Consider the following 16,200-nt stretch of genomic DNA (forward strand, 5'->3'; position numbering starts at 1 on the left):
GCATGGAGCCCTTACACCGAGGCGTCGCACCTCGCCGCGCTACGCATCCCGACAACGTGAATCACCCTGGCCTCACCCCAGAATGAACGAGGCCAGAACGCGAGATCTTCAGTGAGCTTCTACTGGGCCTGCGCCACCGGCGGGCCCTCGCTCGCCTGGACGAGGACGAACCCCTGGCCTCGGAAGGCGAGCTGCATGGCCTCGCCGCTGCCACGGCCGATCAGCGCACCGGCCTTCATCGTCCGGTTGACGCCCACCTGCAGGTGGGCGCTCCAGCAGACCGCCGACTGGCCGTCGGCGAACGTCGGCATCTGGGAGGTGTCCAGGAGCACCGGTGCGCCGTGCGCGGTCACCGCGACCCAGCCGGTGCCATTGACCGTCATGTTGAACAGGCCGCCCGCGGCGATCCCCGCGCCCTGCACACGCTGGATGTCCCAGGTGAGCTGGGGATCGAAGGCCAGCAGGTTGCGGCCGTTGACGGTGAGGGCCTCGTTCTCCAGGTAGAACAGGTGGATGTCGTGGGCGTCGTCGGCCAGGAACAGCAGGCCCTGCCCTCTGACGCGCATCAGTGGCGCGCCCTCACCGGTCACCATCTTCTTGAGCAGCCTGCCGACTCCGCCGGAACCCTCGTAGTCGAAGTCCATCTGGCCCTGGAAGGCGACCATCGAGCCCTGCCTGGCGATCACCTCGTGCGGTAGGTGGACGCGGAGCATCTTGGAGTTCTGCAGGACGAAGTTGCCGGGGACCTGCTGGCCGTTCAGGTTCCCGAAGAGCGCGCTGCGCATGGAGGGTCCTTCGATGAGTGTGATCGTGCATGGGTAGTGACGATCGGGGAGGGGGCTCCGGTTCCGCGCCCGGCGACCGGACCAGGCATGCGACCTCCCCCGGACCCCGGCCTTCCGCCGTGCCTCAACTCGCCGTGCCTCAACTCGTCGGGGGGCGGGGGTCGAGGGGTGGTGCGTCGACCGGGCAGCCGGGGGCGGGCGGTTCGGGCGCGGCCGCGAGGACGTTCGTCCTGATCGTGACGAACGTGATGACCGCCGCGACGGCCATCATGGCCGCGCCGACCAGCATCGACGTGTGGAACCCCCGGGTGAACGCGGCCGGCGAGTCGTAGGCGTCCCCCGCCAGCCCCACCAGTGGCGGGACGGCGGCGACGGCCAGGAGGCCGCCCGTCCTGGCCAGGGCGTTGTTGACCCCGCTGGCGACGCCCGCGTACCGCTCCTCCGCCGTGGCGAGCACGGTCGCGGTGAGCGGGGCGACGGCGGCGGACAGGCCGAGCCCGAACACGACCGCCGCGGGCAGCACGTCGGCGAGGTAGGACGAGCCCGGGGCGATGCGGCTCATGAGCAGCAACCCGGCCGCGCACAGGAGGATCCCTCCCGTCATGGGCAGGCGCGGGCCCACTTTCGCCGCCAGTTCGCCGGCCCGGGGCGACAGCAGCAGCATGAGGATCGTGACCGGGAGCATCGCCGACCCGGCGGCGACCGGAGAGAGTCCGGCCGACACCTGGAGCTGGACGACCAGCAGGAAGAACACCAGGCCCATCGCCGCGTACATGACCAGCGTGACGACGTTGACCGCGGTGAACTCCCGCGAGGCGAACACTCCCACGGGGACGAGGGACCGGGGCGAGCGCCGGATCTCCACCACCACGAAGCAGGCGGCCAGGACGAGCCCGGCGGCCAGCGGCACCAGCCCGTCGCCCGCCAGGATCAGGCCGTACGTCAGCCCGGCCAGCGCGGGTGCGGCGAGGACGGTTCCGAGCACGTCGAAGCGGCCGTGCGGCCCGGCGTCCCGGGTCTCGGGCACGTGCCGGGCGGCGACGCCGACCACGACGGCCGCGAGCGGCAGGTTGAGCAGGAACACCCACCGCCAGCCGGCCGCCTCCACGAGCCATCCGCCGAGCAGCGGCCCGAGGGCGGCGGCCACGCCGCCTAACCCCGACCAGGCGCCGACGGCGCGCGGCCGGTCGTCCGGTGCGTAGCTCGCCTGGATGATCGCCAGGGACCCGGGGATCAGCAGGGCCCCGCCGATGCCCTGGAGCGCACGGGCGAGCACGAGCACGGGCGTGTTCGGCGCGGCCCCGCAGAGGGCGGAGGCCAGGGCGAACCAGACGACCCCGGCGACGAAGACCTTCCGCCTGCCGAGCCGGTCGCCCAGCGACCCGCCCAGCAGGATCAGCGCGGCCATGGTGAGCGTGTAGGCGTTCACGGTCCACTGGAGGCCGGACATCCCGGCGTGGAGGTCGCGCCCGAGGGCGGGGAGGGCCACGTTGACCACGGTGCCGTCGAGGGTCGCCATGCCCGACCCCAGGACCGTGGTCAGCAGCACCCACCGGCCTGGCGCCGAACGAAGCCGGATATGTCCGGATGTCATGGACGCCATCATGCGTTACCCGGGGGAGTGGGCGCGCATCGCGGCAAGGACGATTACACGATTACGATCGCTCACAGCGAACTGACGCAGAACAGGGAACAGGATCGGACTCCTGTTAGTTGAGCCGACATAACTCAACCTATTGGAGTGCTGATGTCCCAGATCCTTCCCGTCCTCCCGCTGGACGACGAGGTCGTCCTGCCCGGCATGGTCGTGCCGCTCGATCTGTCGGCCTCCGAGGTCCGCGCCGCCATCGACGCCGCCCGCGCCAATGGCGAGAGCACGGTCCTGCTGGTGCCCCGGATAGACGGCCGCTACGGCCCGGTGGGGGTGAGCGCGGTCGTGGAACAGGTCGGCCGGCTGCCGGGCGGAGAGCCCGCGGCCGTGGTGCGTGGCGTCGACCGCATGCGCGTCGGCACCGGCACCACCGGCCCCGGCGCGGCGCTGTGGGTCGAGGCGACCGTGCTGGAGCCGGTCGCCGCTGGGCCGAGGGCCGAGGAGCTCGCCAAGGAGTACAAGGCGCTCACCACCACGATCCTGCAGAAGCGGGGGGCGTGGCAGGTGGTCGACGCGGTCAACCAGATCAAGGAACCCGCCGTCCTCGCCGACAGCGCGGGGTACGCCCCCTGGCTGCAGGCGCCGCAGAAGCTGCTGCTCCTGGAGACCCCGGACCCGGCCGAGCGGCTGGACAAGCTGGTCGGCTGGGCCCGCGACCACCTGGCCGAGCTGGACGTCGCGGAGACCATCCGCAAGGACGTCCAGGAGGGCATGGAGAAGCAGCAGCGCGAGTTCCTGCTCCGCCAGCAGCTCGCGGCCGTGCGCAAGGAGCTCGCCGACCTCAACGGCGACCCCTCCGACGAGGAGGAGGACTACCGCGCCCGCATCGAGGCCGCCGACCTGCCGGAGAAGGTCAGGGAGGCCGCGCTCAAGGAGGTCGGCAAGCTGGAGCGGGCCTCCGACCAGTCGCCCGAGAGCGGCTGGATCCGCACCTGGCTCGACACCGTGCTCGACATCCCGTGGAACGTCCACACGACCGACGAGTACGACATCGCCGGGGCCCGTGCGGTGCTCGACGCCGACCACACCGGCCTGGACGACGTGAAGGACCGCATCGTGGAATACCTCGCGGTGCGCAAGCGCAGGGCCGACAAGGGCCTCGGCGTGGTCGGCGGCCGCCGCAGCGGCGCCGTTCTCGCGCTGGCCGGGCCTCCCGGAGTCGGCAAGACCTCGCTCGGCGAGTCGGTCGCCCGCGCCATGGGCCGCAAGTTCGTCCGCGTCGCCCTCGGCGGCGTCCGCGACGAGGCGGAGATCCGCGGTCACCGGCGCACGTACGTGGGGGCGATGCCCGGCCGCATCGTCCGGGCGATCCGCGAGGCGGGCTCGATGAACCCGGTCGTGCTGCTCGACGAGATCGACAAGGTCGGCGCCGACTACCGGGGCGACCCGACGGCGGCGCTGCTCGAGGTGCTCGACCCGGCGCAGAACCACACGTTCCGCGACCACTACCTGGAGGTCGAGCTCGACCTGAGCGACGTGCTGTTCCTCGCCACGGCCAACGTGCTGGAGCAGGTGCCCGGGCCGCTGCTCGACCGCATGGAGATCGTCACGCTCGACGGCTACACCGAGGACGAGAAGGTCGCCATCGCCCGCGACCACCTGCTCCCGCGCAACCTGGAGAAGGCCGGCCTCACCGCCGACGACGTGACGGTGAAGGAGGCGGCGCTGCGCCGCCTGGCCGGCGAGTACACCCGCGAGGCCGGCGTCCGCTCTCTCGAGCGCTCGATCGCCCGGATCCTGCGCAAGGCGACGGCGAAGGTCGCTCTCGGCGAGGCCGAGCTCCCGGTGACGGTCGCGGCCGACGACCTGGTCTCCTACCTGGGCCGGCCGCGCCACGTGCCCGAGTCGTCCCTGCCGGAGGCCCGGCAGCGTACGGCGGTGCCGGGCGTGGCGACCGGCCTCGCGGTGACCGGCGCGGGCGGCGACGTCCTCTACGTCGAGGCGTCGCTGGCCGACCCGGAGACCGGGGCGACCGGTGTGACCCTGACCGGCCAGCTCGGCGACGTGATGAAGGAGTCGGCGCAGATCGCGCTGTCCTTCCTGCGGTCGCGGGGCGCCGAGCTGGAGCTGCCGGTGGGGTCGCTCAAGGACAGGTCGGTGCACATCCACGTGCCCGCGGGCGCGGTGCCGAAGGACGGCCCGTCGGCCGGAGTCACGATGACCACCGCCCTGGCCTCGCTGCTGTCGGGCCGGCCGGTCCGCGCCGACGTGGCGATGACCGGCGAGGTGTCCCTCACCGGGCGGGTGCTGCCCATCGGCGGCGTCAAGCAGAAGCTGCTGGCCGCCCACCGGGCCGGGATCGCCACCGTGCTCATCCCGGCGCGCAACGAGCCCGACCTGGACGACGTCCCGGCCGAGGTGCTGGCCGACCTCACCGTCCACGCGGTGGGCGACGTCCGCGAGGTCCTCGACCTGGCCCTCACCCCGGCGACGGTGGCCCAGCAGCAGGCGGCCGCCTGACCCTTCCGCGCGCACGGCCCGCGTCTCCGCACAGGAGGCGCGGGCCTCTGTGATTAAGGACACATTCCCGGTATGGAATAAGGAGTACCTCACTCCTGTTTCAGCCGGTCGTGAGCGTATCGAACCTGGTGAACCCGCCCGAGCGAGGGTGTCCCGCGGTCTGAGCCATCTGTCCGCACCCTCACGAAGGCACTTCCTGATGACGCTCTCCCCACTGCCCGATCTGATCCTGCGCCGGATCACGCATCTGCCCTTCCCGCCCGGCACGCGCTAGCCGTGTTTCCCGCGAGGCGAAACACGGAGTCGGCCCAGACGTCTTCGAAGGACAGCAAGTGATCACGGTTTCCGGCCTGCGCAAGGCCTACGGCGACGTCGTCGCGCTCGACGGCGTCGACCTCCACGTCGGCAAGGGCGAGGTCTTCGGCGTGCTCGGGCGCAGCGGCGCCGGCAAGAGCACCCTGCTGCGCTGTGTCAACCTGCTCGAACGTCCCGACGAGGGCGTGGTGACCGTCGACGGGCGCGAGCTGACCGCCCTCGGCGCGGCCGACCTGCGCCGTGCCCGCCAGCGCATCGGCATGATCCACCAGCACTTCGCGCTGCTGTCGTCGCGCACGGTGGCGGGCAACGTCGCCTTCCCGCTGGAGGTCATGGGCGTCGGCCGGGCCGCGCGGGCCCGGCGCGTCGCGGAGATGCTCGATCTCGTGGGCCTGGCCGACCGCGCCGGGGCCTACCCCGCGCAGCTGTCCGGCGGCCAGAAGCAGCGGGTCGGCATCGCGCGGGCGCTCGCCGCCGAGCCGTCGGTGCTGCTGTCGGACGAGGCCACCTCCGCGCTCGACCCCGCCACGACCCAGTCGATCCTGGCGCTGCTGCGGCGGCTCAACCGGGAGCTGGGGCTGACCATCCTGCTCATCACCCACGAGATGGACGTCATCAAGGCCGTCTGCGACTCGGCGGCGATCATGAGTGACGGGCGGATCGCCGAGGCGGGCCCGATCCCCGACCTGCTCGCCACGCCCGGGTCGCGCCTGGCGGCCGAGCTGTTCCCGCTGCCGCCCGCCGAGCCCGGCACCGTGACGGTCGCCCTGGCCGCGGACGAGACCCTGCTGTCGCGTCTCGCGCGTACGCACGACGTGGACGTCGCCATCGCCGGAGGCGCGGTGGAACAGGTCGCGGGGGTCCCGGCGGGCCGGCTGCGGCTGCGGATCACCGGGGCCGGTACGGCCGCCGCCCTCGCCGACCTGCGCGAGCGCGGCCTGCTGGTGGAGGAGGACGCATGACCTGGTCGGAGATGAGCCCCCTGTTGTGGGAGGCCACCGGGCAGACCGCCGTGATGGTGGGCTGGTCCACGTTGTTCACCGTGCTGTTCGGGCTGCCGCTCGGCGTCTGTCTGGCCGGGACGGACCGGGGCGGGCTGTTCCCCGCACCCGCGGTGCGGCGCGTGCTCGGCCTGGTCGTCAACGTGGGGCGGTCGCTGCCCTTCATCGTCCTCATGATCGCGGTCATCCCGGTGACCCGTGTGCTCACCGGCACCACGATCGGGACCGCCGCCGCGGTGGTCCCGCTGACGATCGGCGCGGTGCCCTTCTTCGCCCGGCTGGTCGAGACGGCGCTGCGCGAGGTCGGCCGCGACGTCGTGCAGGCGGCCGAGGCGATGGGGGCGGGCCGCGTGACGATCGTGACGCGCGTCCTGCTGCCCGAAGCGCTGCCCGGCCTGGTCGCCGGGCTGACCGTCACCGTGGTCACGCTCATCTCCTACTCGGCGATGGCCGGGGTGATCGGCGGCGGCGGGCTCGGCGACCTCGCCGTCCGCTACGGATACCAGCGGTTCGAGACCACGCTCATGGTCGTCACCGTGGTCGTCCTGGTCGTCGTGGTGCAGCTCGCGCAGACCCTGGGCGACGCCGTCGCGCGTCGTCTTTCTCACCGTTAACCCATAAAGGAGTTTTGTCCCATGCGTAGAACGCTCGGCCTCGTCATCGCCGCCGTGGTCGCGCTCGTGTTGTCCGCCTGCGGGTCCTCGTCTTCGGACACGTCGACCGCCTCCGGAACGGCGGCGGCGGACGCCCCGCTCAAGGTCGGCGTGAGCCCGGTGCCGCACGCGCAGATCATGAAGTACGTGGCCGACAACCTGGCCGCCGCGAAGGGCCTGAAGCTGGAGATCGTCGAGTTCAGTGACTATGTGCAGCCCAACCTGCAGCTCCAGGACGGCCAGCTCGACGCCAACTACTTCCAGCACAAGCCCTACCTGGACGACTTCAACGCCTCCAAGGGCACGAAGCTGAGCTTCGTCGCCCCGGTGCACCTGGAGCCGCTCGGCCTGTACTCCAAGAAGGTCAAGGACCTCGCCTCCCTGCCGCAGGGCGGCACGGTCGCGGTGCCCAACGACGCGACCAACCTCGGCCGGGCGCTCAAGCTGCTCGCCGACAACGGCGTGGTCACGCTCAAGGACGGGGTGGGCACCGCCGCGACCGAGCGCGACGTGACCGGCAACCCGAAGGACCTGACCTTCCGTCCGCTGGAGGCCGCGCAGCTCCCGCGCTCGCTCGACGACGTGGACGCCGCCGTGATCAACGGCAACTACGCCCTGGAGGCGAACCTCAACCCGTCCTCCGACTCGCTGGTGCTGGAGAAGGCCGAGGGCAACCCGTACGCCAACGGCCTGGTGGTCGCCCAGGGGCACGAGAGCGACCCGCGGGTGAAGACCCTGATCGGGCTGCTCACCGGCCCCGAGGTGAAGAAGTACATCGAGGACACGTTCAAGGGCTCGGTCATCCCCGCCTCCTGACGCGCACATAAGTGGACGAATCATCCGGTCGCTTGACCGGATGATTCGTCCATGCTGTCATGGCCCCATGTTGTACGGCACGCCGGCACTGGAGGCCGCGGACGAGAAGGTGCTCGCCGAGATCGAGGAGATGCGGCGGGACCTGAAATACCGGCTGGCGGAGGCCCACCGCTGGGACGGTCTGCTGCGGCGGCAGTTGCAGGCGCGGGCGATCCAGGGGTCGAACTCCATCGAGGGCTACCGCGCCAGCGTCGAGGACATCGAGTCGATCATGTCCGGTGAGGACCCCTTGGAGACGCCGGCGGCCGTGGCCCGGGAGATCGCCGGCTACCGGCAGGCGCTCACCTACATCGGCGCCCTGTCGCGGGCAGAGTCCTTCCGCTACGACGTGGGCCTGCTGCACGCGCTCAACTTCATGATGATCGGCCACCACGCGGACAAGACGCCGGGCGCGGTGCGGCCCGGTGGGATCTACGTCCGCAACTCCGCCACCGGTGAGGTGGTCTACGAGGGCCCGGATCACGAGCAGGTCCCCGGCCTGCTGGCGGAGCTGGCCGAGTGGCTCAACGAGGGCGACCTCGACGCGCCCAGCTACGTGCGCGCCGCCATGGCGCACTTCAACCTGGTGGCGATCCACCCATGGCGAGACGGGAACGGGCGCATGTCGCGGGCCCTGCAGACGCTCGTGCTCGGTCGCGACCAGATCACCACGCCGGAGTTCTCCTCCATCGAGGAGTGGCTCGGCATCGGGGAGACCACTCTCGAGTACTACCGAGCGCTCCGGATGGTGCAGAACGGCCAGTGGACCCCGCATGAGGACACCCTCTCGTGGGTGCGGTTCGTACTGCGCTGCCATCACATGCAGGCGCAGCGGGTGGGACGCCGGCTCGCGGAGGCGGGCGAGGTGTGGATGCTGCTGGAGGAGCGGACCGGGGCGCAGGGCCTGCACCCGCGCACGGTCTCGGCGCTCTACCAGGTGTTCGTCTCCCGGCGGCTGCGCCGGGGGATGTACCAGGCCGACGAGGGGCTGAGCCAGGGCCAGGCCGCCCGCGACCTGCGCGAGCTGGCGGCCACGGGGTGGCTCCAGCCGTACGGCGAGACGAAGGGCCGCTTCTACGCGCCGGGGCCGAAGATGACGGAGATCAAGGCGGCGTTCGCCGAGCGGGCCAGGCCGCTGCGCGATCCCTACCGCACGCTGGAGGGCTGAGCGGGGGCATCGGGAATTCGCGCCTACCGCGCGGAAAGCAAACCGAGTAACGTTCGGTTATGCACCCTGGGGCGATCGCGGCGGTGACGCCGGACAAACCGGCGGTGATCATGGCGGGCTCCGGCCGCGTGATCACCTTTCGTGAGCTCGACGAGGAATCCAACCGCCTGGCCCACCTGCTGCGGGCCGCGGGCCTGCGGCCGGGCGACCACATCGCCTTCATGATGGAGAACCATCCGCTCTTCCTCGTGATCGCGTGGGCCGCGCACCGCTCGGGCCTGTACTACACCCCGATCAGCTCCCGCCTCCAGGCCGGCGAGCTGTCGTACATCGTGGACAACTGCGGCGCGCGGGTCTTCATCTCCTCGGCGAAGCTCGCCGGCGTCGCGAGCGCCGTCGCCGAGGCCACGCCCGGAGTCGAGCTGCGGCTCATGGTCGACGGCGTCGCGCCGGGCTTCGCCTCGTACGAGGAGGCCGTGGCGGGGCAGCCGGCGACGCCGGTCGACGACGAGTGCCAGGGCGCCGACATGCTCTACTCGTCGGGCACCACGGGACGCCCCAAGGGGGTCAAGCCGCCGCTCAGCCGGGCGCCGCTGGAGGTTCCCGGGGTCCTGGTGCAGCTCATCCAGTTCCTGTTCGCGCCCTCGGCCGACAGCGTGTACCTGTCGCCGGCGCCGCTCTACCACGCCGCGCCGCTGCGGTACAGCATGTCCTTCCAGCGCCTCGGCGCGACCGTCGTGGTGATGGACAGGTTCGACCCCGAGGAGGCGCTGGCGCTCGTCGAGCGGCACCGGGTCACCCACGCGCAGTGGGTCCCGACGATGTTCGTCAAGATGCTCAAGCTGCCCGAGGAGGTGCGCGAGCGCTACGACCTGTCGTCGCTGCGCTGCGCCATCCACGCCGCCGCGCCCTGCCCCGTCGAGGTCAAGGAGCGGATGTTGGAGTGGTGGGGGCCGATCATCCACGAGTACTACGCGGGCACGGAGGGCAACTGCTTCCTGTACGCCGGGCCGGAGGACTGGCTGGCCCACAAGGGCACGGTGGGCCGGCCGCTGCTCGGGATCACCCACGTCTGCGACGAGGACGGCAACGAGCTGCCGCCCGGTGAGCACGGCACGGTCTACTTCTCCGACGGGCCGAAGTTCGAGTATCACGGCGACCCCGAGAAGACCGCGTCGGTCCAGGACCCCAAGGGCCGCGGCTGGACCACGCTGGGGGACATCGGCTATCTGGACGAGGACGGCTTCCTCTACCTCACCGACCGGCGCTCGTACATGATCATTTCGGGCGGGGTGAACATCTACCCGCAGGAGGCCGAGAACGTGCTGGCGATGCATCCCAAGGTGGCCGACGTGGCCGTCTTCGGGGTGCCGGACCCCGAGATGGGCGAGCAGGTCAAGGCCGTCGTGCAGCCGGCGGACCCGGCCGGCGCCGGTCCCGCCCTGGAGGCCGAGCTGATCGCCTACTGCCGGGAACGCCTGGCCCACTACAAGTGCCCGAAATCGGTCGACTTCCGGGACGAGCTGCCCCGCCACCCCACCGGCAAGCTGTACAAGCGCCTGCTCAGGGACGAGTACTGGCCCCGGACGAGCTGACATAAAGTACGCGTAGGGCGCTCGGGGATCCCCACCGCTGATCGCTTAGCGTGACCTTATCGCCGATGCGTCATCGTATTACGTGTACCGGCGGAGAGCCGGATCACCGGCGAATCCATTGAGGGGGATGGCGATGAGCTCACCTGAGCACGTTCCCGGCGACGAGAACACCCAGATACTCCCCGGTCACGGCTGGAGCCAGTTTGGAAGCACTCCGCCGCAGCACGGGCAGTACACCGGGGCGTACCAGTCGTACGGCGCCTACGGGAGCGGGTCTTATGACACGGCGCAGTTTCCGCCGCCTTCGGCGCGGAAGGGCACGCTGACCGCCCGCCAGAAGGCGGGCGCGGGCCTCGCCCTCGTGGCCGTGGCGCTGGGCGGCGGGGTCACCGGGGCCCTCGTCGCGAACAGCGTGAACGGCGGGCAGACGGTGATCGCGAGCCCGGTGGTCAAGGGGGTCTCCAACTCCTCGACCACCACGATCGCCGCGGTGGCCAAGGCGATCATGCCGTCGGTCGTGTCCATCGAGGTGAAGACCGCCACGGCCGGCGGCGAGGGGTCCGGTGTCATCCTGTCGGCCGACGGACTGATCCTGACGAACAACCACGTGGTGAGCATCGGCGGCGGGGGCGGCGGCACGGTCACCGTGAAGTTCAGCGACGGCAAGACCGCCAACGCCGTCGTCAAGGGCACCGACCCCACCACGGACCTCGCGGTCATCCAGGCGCAGGGCGTGTCCGGCCTGACCCCCGCCTCCCTCGGCGACAGCGACAAGCTTCAGGTCGGCGACGCGGTCCTCGCGATCGGCAGCCCGCTCGGCCTGGAGGGATCGGTCACCTCCGGCATCGTGAGCGCCCTCGACCGCACGCTGACCGAGGCCCCCGAAGAGCAGCAGCAGCAGTTCCCCTGGGGCATGGGACAGCAGCAGCAGCCGCAGAGCCAGGGCACCACGATCGGCGGCATGATCCAGACTGACGCCGCGATCAACCCCGGCAACTCCGGCGGCGCGCTGGTCAACTCCTCCGGGCAGGTCGTCGGTGTCAACACGGCGATCGCCACCTCGGGCTCCAGCTCCGGCAACATCGGCGTCGGCTTCGCGATCCCCATCAACACCGCGAAGCTCGTCTCCGAGCAGCTCATCAAGACGGGCAAGGCGACCCACGCCTTCTTCGGCGTGAGTGTGGCCGACGCGGTCGGCGGCGCGTCCGGCGCGGTGGTCAGCTCGATCACGGCCGGCAGTCCGGCGGAGAAGGTCGGCCTCAAGGAGGGCGACCTGATCACCAAGATCAACGACAAGCTGGTGGACAGCGCGGAGGCGCTGGTCGGCACCATCCGCAGCTCCCGCCCCGGCGACAAGGTGACCGTCACCTACACCCGTGACGGCAAGGAGAACACCATCACCGCCGCGCTCGCGGAGCAGTCGTCCACGAGCTGACGGGCCACGATCGTCGCCGGCGGGCCTCTGGGGGGACGGCCCGCCGGCGATCGTTTTTCTCCGGGCAGGCGCCTACTTGCGCCGGCGGCTGCTGATCGCGCGGTAGGTGTCCTCCAGGGCGGTGAGGGTCTCGTCGTACGTGCGCCGGGCGGCCACCCCGACGGAGAGGCAGTCGATGACGGTGAGCTGGGCGATCCTGCTGCCCATCGCGCCGAAGCGGAACGGGGTCTCGCGGGCCGCGGTCTTCAGCACGATGTCGCCCAGCTCCGTGATCGGAGAGGGGGCGAAGTTCGTGATCGCGATCGTGGTCGCCCCCCGGTCGGCGGCGAGCCGCAGCGCGTCCAGGACGTCGACGGTGGTGCCGGTGTGCGAGATGCCGATCGCGACGTCGCCCCTGCGAAGCAGCGCGGCCGACGTGAGGGCGCTGTGCAGGTCCTGCCAGGCGAACGCCATCAGGCCGATCCGGTGCAGCTTCTGGTGCAGATCGGCCGCGACGAAGCCGCTCGCCCCGGCGCCGTAGAGATCCACGCGGCGGGCCTCGACGATCGCGTCGACCGCGCGCTCCAGGGCGGCGACGTCGAGGTGCTCGGCGGTCTCCGCGACCGCGCGGGAGTCGCTGTAGCCGATCTTGGCGACGATCTCCTCCAGCGGGTCGTCGGCGCTGATGTCGCCGTCGAGCGGGCGGGCGTCCCCGGCACGCGAGGCCTCCAGCGTCGCCTCGCGGGCGAGCGCGATCCGCAGCTCGGGGTAGCCGCGCAGCCCGATGGCCCGGCAGAAGCGCAGCACCGTGGCCTCCGAGGTGCCGCACTCGCGGGCGAGCGCCCCGATCGGCCGGTCCGCGACCGCCTGGGGGTCGGCCAGCACCGCGCGCGCGACCCGTTGCTCCGCGGGCCGCAGAGACCGGATCGCCCCACGCAGCCGCACGAGAATCCCGTTCGAGGCCAGGGTGCCGCTCGAGTGGTCGTCGCCGGTGCTCACGCGCCCTGCCTCTACTTGCTCATGCCGGCGGTCAACCCGGCGATGATCTGCTTGGTCGCCAGGACGAACAGCACGAAGAGCGGTGCCGTGGCGAGGACGAGCCCGGCGAACAGCGCCGACCAGTCGGTCGTGTACTCGCCGAAGAACTGCGACAGCCCGCGCGGGATCGTGAACTTCTCGTCGGAGCGCAGCAGCACCAGCGGGTAGAGGAACTCATGCCACAGCGGCACGAACTGGAACAGCATCACCGACGCCAGCGCGGGCCGCACCAACGGCAGCATGATCTGCCCGAAGATCCGGAATTCGCCGGCCCCGTCGAGCCGGGCCGCCTCGTCCAGCTCGCCGGGCAGGGAACGGTAGAACGCCGACAGCACGAACATGCAGAACGGCACCCCGGACGCGGCGTACAGCAGCGTGAGCCCGAGCAGCGAGTCGATCAGGCCCATGGAGTCCATGAGGTAGAAGATCGGCACCAGGCCCAGCCGGATCGGCAGCATCAGCCCCGCCAGGAAGTACGCCCCGAGCAGCCGGCTGCCGAAGAAGTCGTAGCGGGCCAGCGGATAGGCCGCCAGCGCGGAGACCGCCGTGCCGAGCAGCACCGCGCCGCAGGTGACGATCAGTGAGTTCAGGAAGTACGTGCTGAACGACGCCTCCGTCCACACCCGGCCGTAACTGCGCAGCGTGGGGGACGTGGGCAGCCCCAGCGGCGCGGTGAAGATCTCGCTCGTCGGCCGTAGCGAGTTGAGCAGCATGACGACCAGCGGGAGCAGCGCGACGACCGCGTACCCCCACAGCAGCAGGTGGACGGCGACCCGCCCCGGAGTGCGGCGCCTGGCCGTCACACCAGCATCCTCTCGCGGCGGCGGAAGTACGAGGTGGCCAGCAGCGACACCCCGAAGATGAACACGAACATCAGCACGGCCAGCGCCGACGACCGCCCGATCGCCTCCACGCCGCCCTCCACGAACGCGACCCGGTAGAACAGCAGACCGAGCACGTCGGTCGAGTGCGCGGGGGACCCGGTCGACCCGGCCATCGCGTAGACCAGCCCGAAGGCGTTGAAGTTGCCGATGAACGTCAGCACGCTCACCACGCCGATCGCCGGGGTGAGCAGCGGCAGCGTCACCCTCCGGAACGCCTGCCAGGCCGAGGCCCCGTCGACCCGGGCCGCCTCGTGATACTCGGCCGGGATTCCGGCGAGCGCGGCGGAGAACAGCAGCATGGGGAAGCCCACCCACTGCCACGCGTTGACCAGAATGACGACCGGCAGCGCCGTACGCGTGTCGCCCAGCCAGGGCAACGCCCACGAGTCCAGCCCGGCCGCCTCGAGCAGCGAATTGACCGGGCCGAACGTCGGGTTGAGCAGCAGGCTCCACAGGTAGCCGACGACCAGCGGGTCCACCAGGTATGGAGTGGTGAACGCGGCCTGCAGGAACCGCTTGCCGCGGCGGTATCGGAACAGCAGGAGGGCGAACAGCAGCCCGACCGTGTTCTGGATCAGCATGGTCCCGGCGAAGAACAGCGCGTTGTGCGCGAACGCCTGCCACAGCTGCTGGTCGTACGGGTAGACGCTGAACAGGTCCCGGTAGTTGCCGAGCCCGGCGAACCCCGTCTGCCGGATCCCGCGCCACTCGAAGAAGCTGTACTCGAGCGCGGTGACCAGCGGATAGACGATGAAGACCGAATAGAGCAGGAGCGCGGGCAGCAGGAAGACGGCCAGCACCCGCCACCGCGGCACGTACCGGCGACCGGCGCCGGTGCGTGCCGCGCGACGTCCGGGAGAGCGCCCGGGAGGTCGCTCGGGAGAGCGTCGGGGCGCGCTCAGTTCCCCGGCTTGAACCACTGCCCGACGCCCTTCTGCACGCTCTCGGCGACCGCCTTGGGATCGGTCTGGCCCACCAGCATCTTCTGCACCTCGTCCCGGAAGACCGCGTCGCCGTTCGGCTGGCCGTACCGGAAGTCGACGAGCAGCGTGTAGGGGGCGCCGTTGGCGGCGTAGTTCTTCGCCATCTCGGCCAGCAGCGGGTCCGACGGCGTGACCCCGGGGACCGCGGACAGCTGCTTCAGCTCGCTCGCGTAGAGCTGCCCGAACTCCGGCGTCGCCATCCACTTGACCAGTTCGAGCGCCTCGGCCTGGTGGGCCGACTTGGCGTTGACGCCGAACGAGCCGTCGGCCCAGCCCGGCGTGACGGGCGTGGTCACCGGGGAGCCGGGCGGTGGCGGCACCTGGAAGGCGCCGACCTCCAGGCTCGGGTTGACCGCGAGCACGGGCGCCAGGTCGAAGCTGCCCGTCGGGTACATCGCGGCCTTCCCGGTGGCGAACAGCGCCTGGACGTCGGGGATCTTGACGGCCACCACGTCCTTGGGGAAGTACGGCTCCAGATCCTTGATCAGCTTGATCGAGGCCGTGAAGTCGGGGTCGGTGAACTTCTTCTCGCCGCTCAGCAGCGCGTCCCGGAACTTCGTGCTGCCGTAACGGGCGTTACCGAAGATCTCGTGGACGATCGGCAGTGTCCAGGTGGCGTCGGGCCCGGCCGCGACGGCGAAGGGCGTGATCCCGGCAGCCTTCAGCTTCCCGGCCGCCGCGATCATGTCGTCCCAGGTGGCGGGGGGCTGGATACCGTTGTCGCCGAACAGCTTCTTGTTGTAGAGCACCTGGAGCGTCTGGTACGCGAACGGCACGCCGTAGATCTTGCCGTCCCTGTGGCCCTTGGCGCCTTCGAGCAGCTTGGTGTCGAAGCCGGACAGCGCATCCACCTTGCCGTCGAGCGGCACCAGCTGGCCCGCCTCGACCAGCGGCTGGAGCCCGCCGTACGCCCGCAGCTGGGCGACGTCGGGCCCGGCGGTGCCGGACAGGCCCGTGGCCAGGATGTTGTTGTACTCGGTGGCCTGGAACGGCTTGAACTCGACATGGATCTTCGGGTGCGACTCCTCGAACTTGGCGAGGATCTTCTCGTAGGCCTTGACGTCCTCCACCCGCCACGACCACAGACTCAGCGTGACCTTGTCCGTGCCCGCCTTGTCGCCCTGCTCGGATGCGCCGCCCCCGGGCGCGCACGCCGCCAGCGCCACCGCGAGCACCCCGAGCGCCCCCGCGATCCACCTTCTCCTCATCAGACTTCCTTTCGGCTCGTAGCCAGTTCGGCAAGCGCCGCGCGGACCTCTCGCATGTAGGTAAATGCCATGCAAGGTCATCGGGTTGTCTGAAAATTACTTACATTTGACTAGATCCGCAATGCCTTGTTCACGGAAGATTTCACGCGCGACGGTATCGGGGGCGGAGATCGTTTCGAGACGCGCGCCG

Annotated in this window: 13 protein-coding genes; 7 read left to right on the forward strand and 6 right to left on the reverse strand. The window is 70.8% G+C overall.

Going from position 1 to position 16,200, the window contains the following annotated elements:
- Nucleotides 1-119 precede the first annotated feature (119 nt).
- Both ACQEVJ_RS17695 and ACQEVJ_RS17700 read right to left on the reverse strand, forming a co-directional pair.
- Nucleotides 120-785: an AIM24 family protein gene (locus ACQEVJ_RS17695; RefSeq protein ID WP_433102257.1), complete on the reverse strand. Its 666-nt coding sequence runs from the start codon at nucleotides 783-785 to the stop codon at nucleotides 120-122.
- Nucleotides 786-924: 139 nt separating this feature from the next.
- Nucleotides 925-2,379: an MFS transporter gene (locus ACQEVJ_RS17700; RefSeq protein WP_433102259.1), complete on the reverse strand. Its 1,455-nt coding sequence runs from the start codon at nucleotides 2,377-2,379 to the stop codon at nucleotides 925-927.
- A gap of 153 nt (nucleotides 2,380-2,532) precedes the next feature.
- Here ACQEVJ_RS17700 and lon point away from each other — a divergent pair, with 153 nt between their 5' ends.
- The 7 genes from lon (at nucleotide 2,533) to ACQEVJ_RS17735 (ending at nucleotide 11,918) form a co-directional block, all read left to right on the forward strand.
- Nucleotides 2,533-4,896, forward strand: a complete 2,364-nt coding sequence (gene lon / locus ACQEVJ_RS17705) for an endopeptidase La (protein WP_433102261.1) — start codon at nucleotides 2,533-2,535, stop codon at nucleotides 4,894-4,896.
- A 332-nt stretch (nucleotides 4,897-5,228) separates the two neighbouring features.
- A complete protein-coding gene (locus tag ACQEVJ_RS17710; protein ID WP_433102263.1) occupies nucleotides 5,229-6,173 on the forward strand; it encodes a methionine ABC transporter ATP-binding protein in 945 nt (314 codons plus the stop codon).
- Nucleotides 6,170-6,826, forward strand: a complete 657-nt coding sequence (locus ACQEVJ_RS17715; protein ID WP_433102265.1) for a methionine ABC transporter permease — start codon at nucleotides 6,170-6,172, stop codon at nucleotides 6,824-6,826. The genes ACQEVJ_RS17710 and ACQEVJ_RS17715 overlap by 4 nt, the downstream gene beginning before the upstream one ends.
- A 21-nt stretch (nucleotides 6,827-6,847) precedes the next feature.
- Nucleotides 6,848-7,681, forward strand: coding sequence for a MetQ/NlpA family ABC transporter substrate-binding protein (locus ACQEVJ_RS17720; protein WP_433102267.1), 834 nt, complete (start codon nucleotides 6,848-6,850; stop codon nucleotides 7,679-7,681).
- Between the two features lie 67 nt (nucleotides 7,682-7,748).
- The gene (locus tag ACQEVJ_RS17725; RefSeq protein ID WP_433102269.1) at nucleotides 7,749-8,888 is read left to right on the forward strand and encodes a Fic family protein; all 1,140 of its coding nucleotides are present in this window, start codon (nucleotides 7,749-7,751) and stop codon (nucleotides 8,886-8,888) included.
- Nucleotides 8,889-8,947: 59 nt separating this feature from the next.
- On the forward strand, nucleotides 8,948-10,483 hold the full coding sequence (locus ACQEVJ_RS17730; RefSeq protein WP_433102271.1) for an acyl-CoA synthetase: 1,536 nt from the start codon (nucleotides 8,948-8,950) through the stop codon (nucleotides 10,481-10,483).
- Between the two features lie 133 nt (nucleotides 10,484-10,616).
- On the forward strand, nucleotides 10,617-11,918 hold the full coding sequence (locus tag ACQEVJ_RS17735) for a S1C family serine protease (RefSeq protein WP_433102273.1): 1,302 nt from the start codon (nucleotides 10,617-10,619) through the stop codon (nucleotides 11,916-11,918).
- A gap of 72 nt (nucleotides 11,919-11,990) precedes the next feature.
- Here the strand turns inward: ACQEVJ_RS17735 and ACQEVJ_RS17740 are convergent, their stop codons facing one another.
- The 4 genes from ACQEVJ_RS17740 to ACQEVJ_RS17755 all read right to left on the reverse strand — a co-directional run bounded on the left by ACQEVJ_RS17740 (nucleotide 11,991) and on the right by ACQEVJ_RS17755 (nucleotide 16,010).
- The gene (locus ACQEVJ_RS17740; protein ID WP_433102275.1) at nucleotides 11,991-12,896 is read right to left on the reverse strand and encodes a MurR/RpiR family transcriptional regulator; all 906 of its coding nucleotides are present in this window, start codon (nucleotides 12,894-12,896) and stop codon (nucleotides 11,991-11,993) included.
- 11 nt (nucleotides 12,897-12,907) lie between these two features.
- On the reverse strand, nucleotides 12,908-13,738 hold the full coding sequence (locus ACQEVJ_RS17745; protein WP_433102277.1) for a carbohydrate ABC transporter permease: 831 nt from the start codon (nucleotides 13,736-13,738) through the stop codon (nucleotides 12,908-12,910).
- On the reverse strand, nucleotides 13,735-14,634 hold the full coding sequence (locus ACQEVJ_RS17750; protein WP_433102279.1) for a carbohydrate ABC transporter permease: 900 nt from the start codon (nucleotides 14,632-14,634) through the stop codon (nucleotides 13,735-13,737). The genes ACQEVJ_RS17745 and ACQEVJ_RS17750 overlap by 4 nt, the downstream gene beginning before the upstream one ends.
- 83 nt (nucleotides 14,635-14,717) lie before the next feature.
- Nucleotides 14,718-16,010, reverse strand: a complete 1,293-nt coding sequence (locus ACQEVJ_RS17755; RefSeq protein WP_433102281.1) for an extracellular solute-binding protein — start codon at nucleotides 16,008-16,010, stop codon at nucleotides 14,718-14,720.
- Between the last annotated feature and the right edge of the window lie 190 nt (nucleotides 16,011-16,200).

It is taken from the genome of Microbispora sp. CA-102843 (genome assembly GCF_050936215.1).
Classification (GTDB): domain Bacteria; phylum Actinomycetota; class Actinomycetes; order Streptosporangiales; family Streptosporangiaceae; genus Microbispora.

Bases quoted from the DNA above. Each gene is read 5' to 3' on its own strand.
- ACQEVJ_RS17695 (WP_433102257.1), bottom strand. From the start codon at position 785: ATGCGCAGCGCGCTCTTCGGGAACCTGAACGGCCAGCAGGTCCCCGGC.
- ACQEVJ_RS17700 (WP_433102259.1), bottom strand. From the start codon at position 2,379: ATGACATCCGGACATATCCGGCTTCGTTCGGCGCCAGGCCGGTGGGTG.
- lon (WP_433102261.1), top strand. From the start codon at position 2,533: ATGTCCCAGATCCTTCCCGTCCTCCCGCTGGACGACGAGGTCGTCCTG.
- ACQEVJ_RS17715 (WP_433102265.1), top strand. From the start codon at position 6,170: ATGACCTGGTCGGAGATGAGCCCCCTGTTGTGGGAGGCCACCGGGCAG.
- ACQEVJ_RS17720 (WP_433102267.1), top strand. From the start codon at position 6,848: ATGCGTAGAACGCTCGGCCTCGTCATCGCCGCCGTGGTCGCGCTCGTG.
- ACQEVJ_RS17725 (WP_433102269.1), top strand. From the start codon at position 7,749: ATGTTGTACGGCACGCCGGCACTGGAGGCCGCGGACGAGAAGGTGCTC.
- ACQEVJ_RS17730 (WP_433102271.1), top strand. From the start codon at position 8,948: ATGCACCCTGGGGCGATCGCGGCGGTGACGCCGGACAAACCGGCGGTG.
- ACQEVJ_RS17735 (WP_433102273.1), top strand. From the start codon at position 10,617: ATGAGCTCACCTGAGCACGTTCCCGGCGACGAGAACACCCAGATACTC.
- ACQEVJ_RS17755 (WP_433102281.1), bottom strand. From the start codon at position 16,010: ATGAGGAGAAGGTGGATCGCGGGGGCGCTCGGGGTGCTCGCGGTGGCG.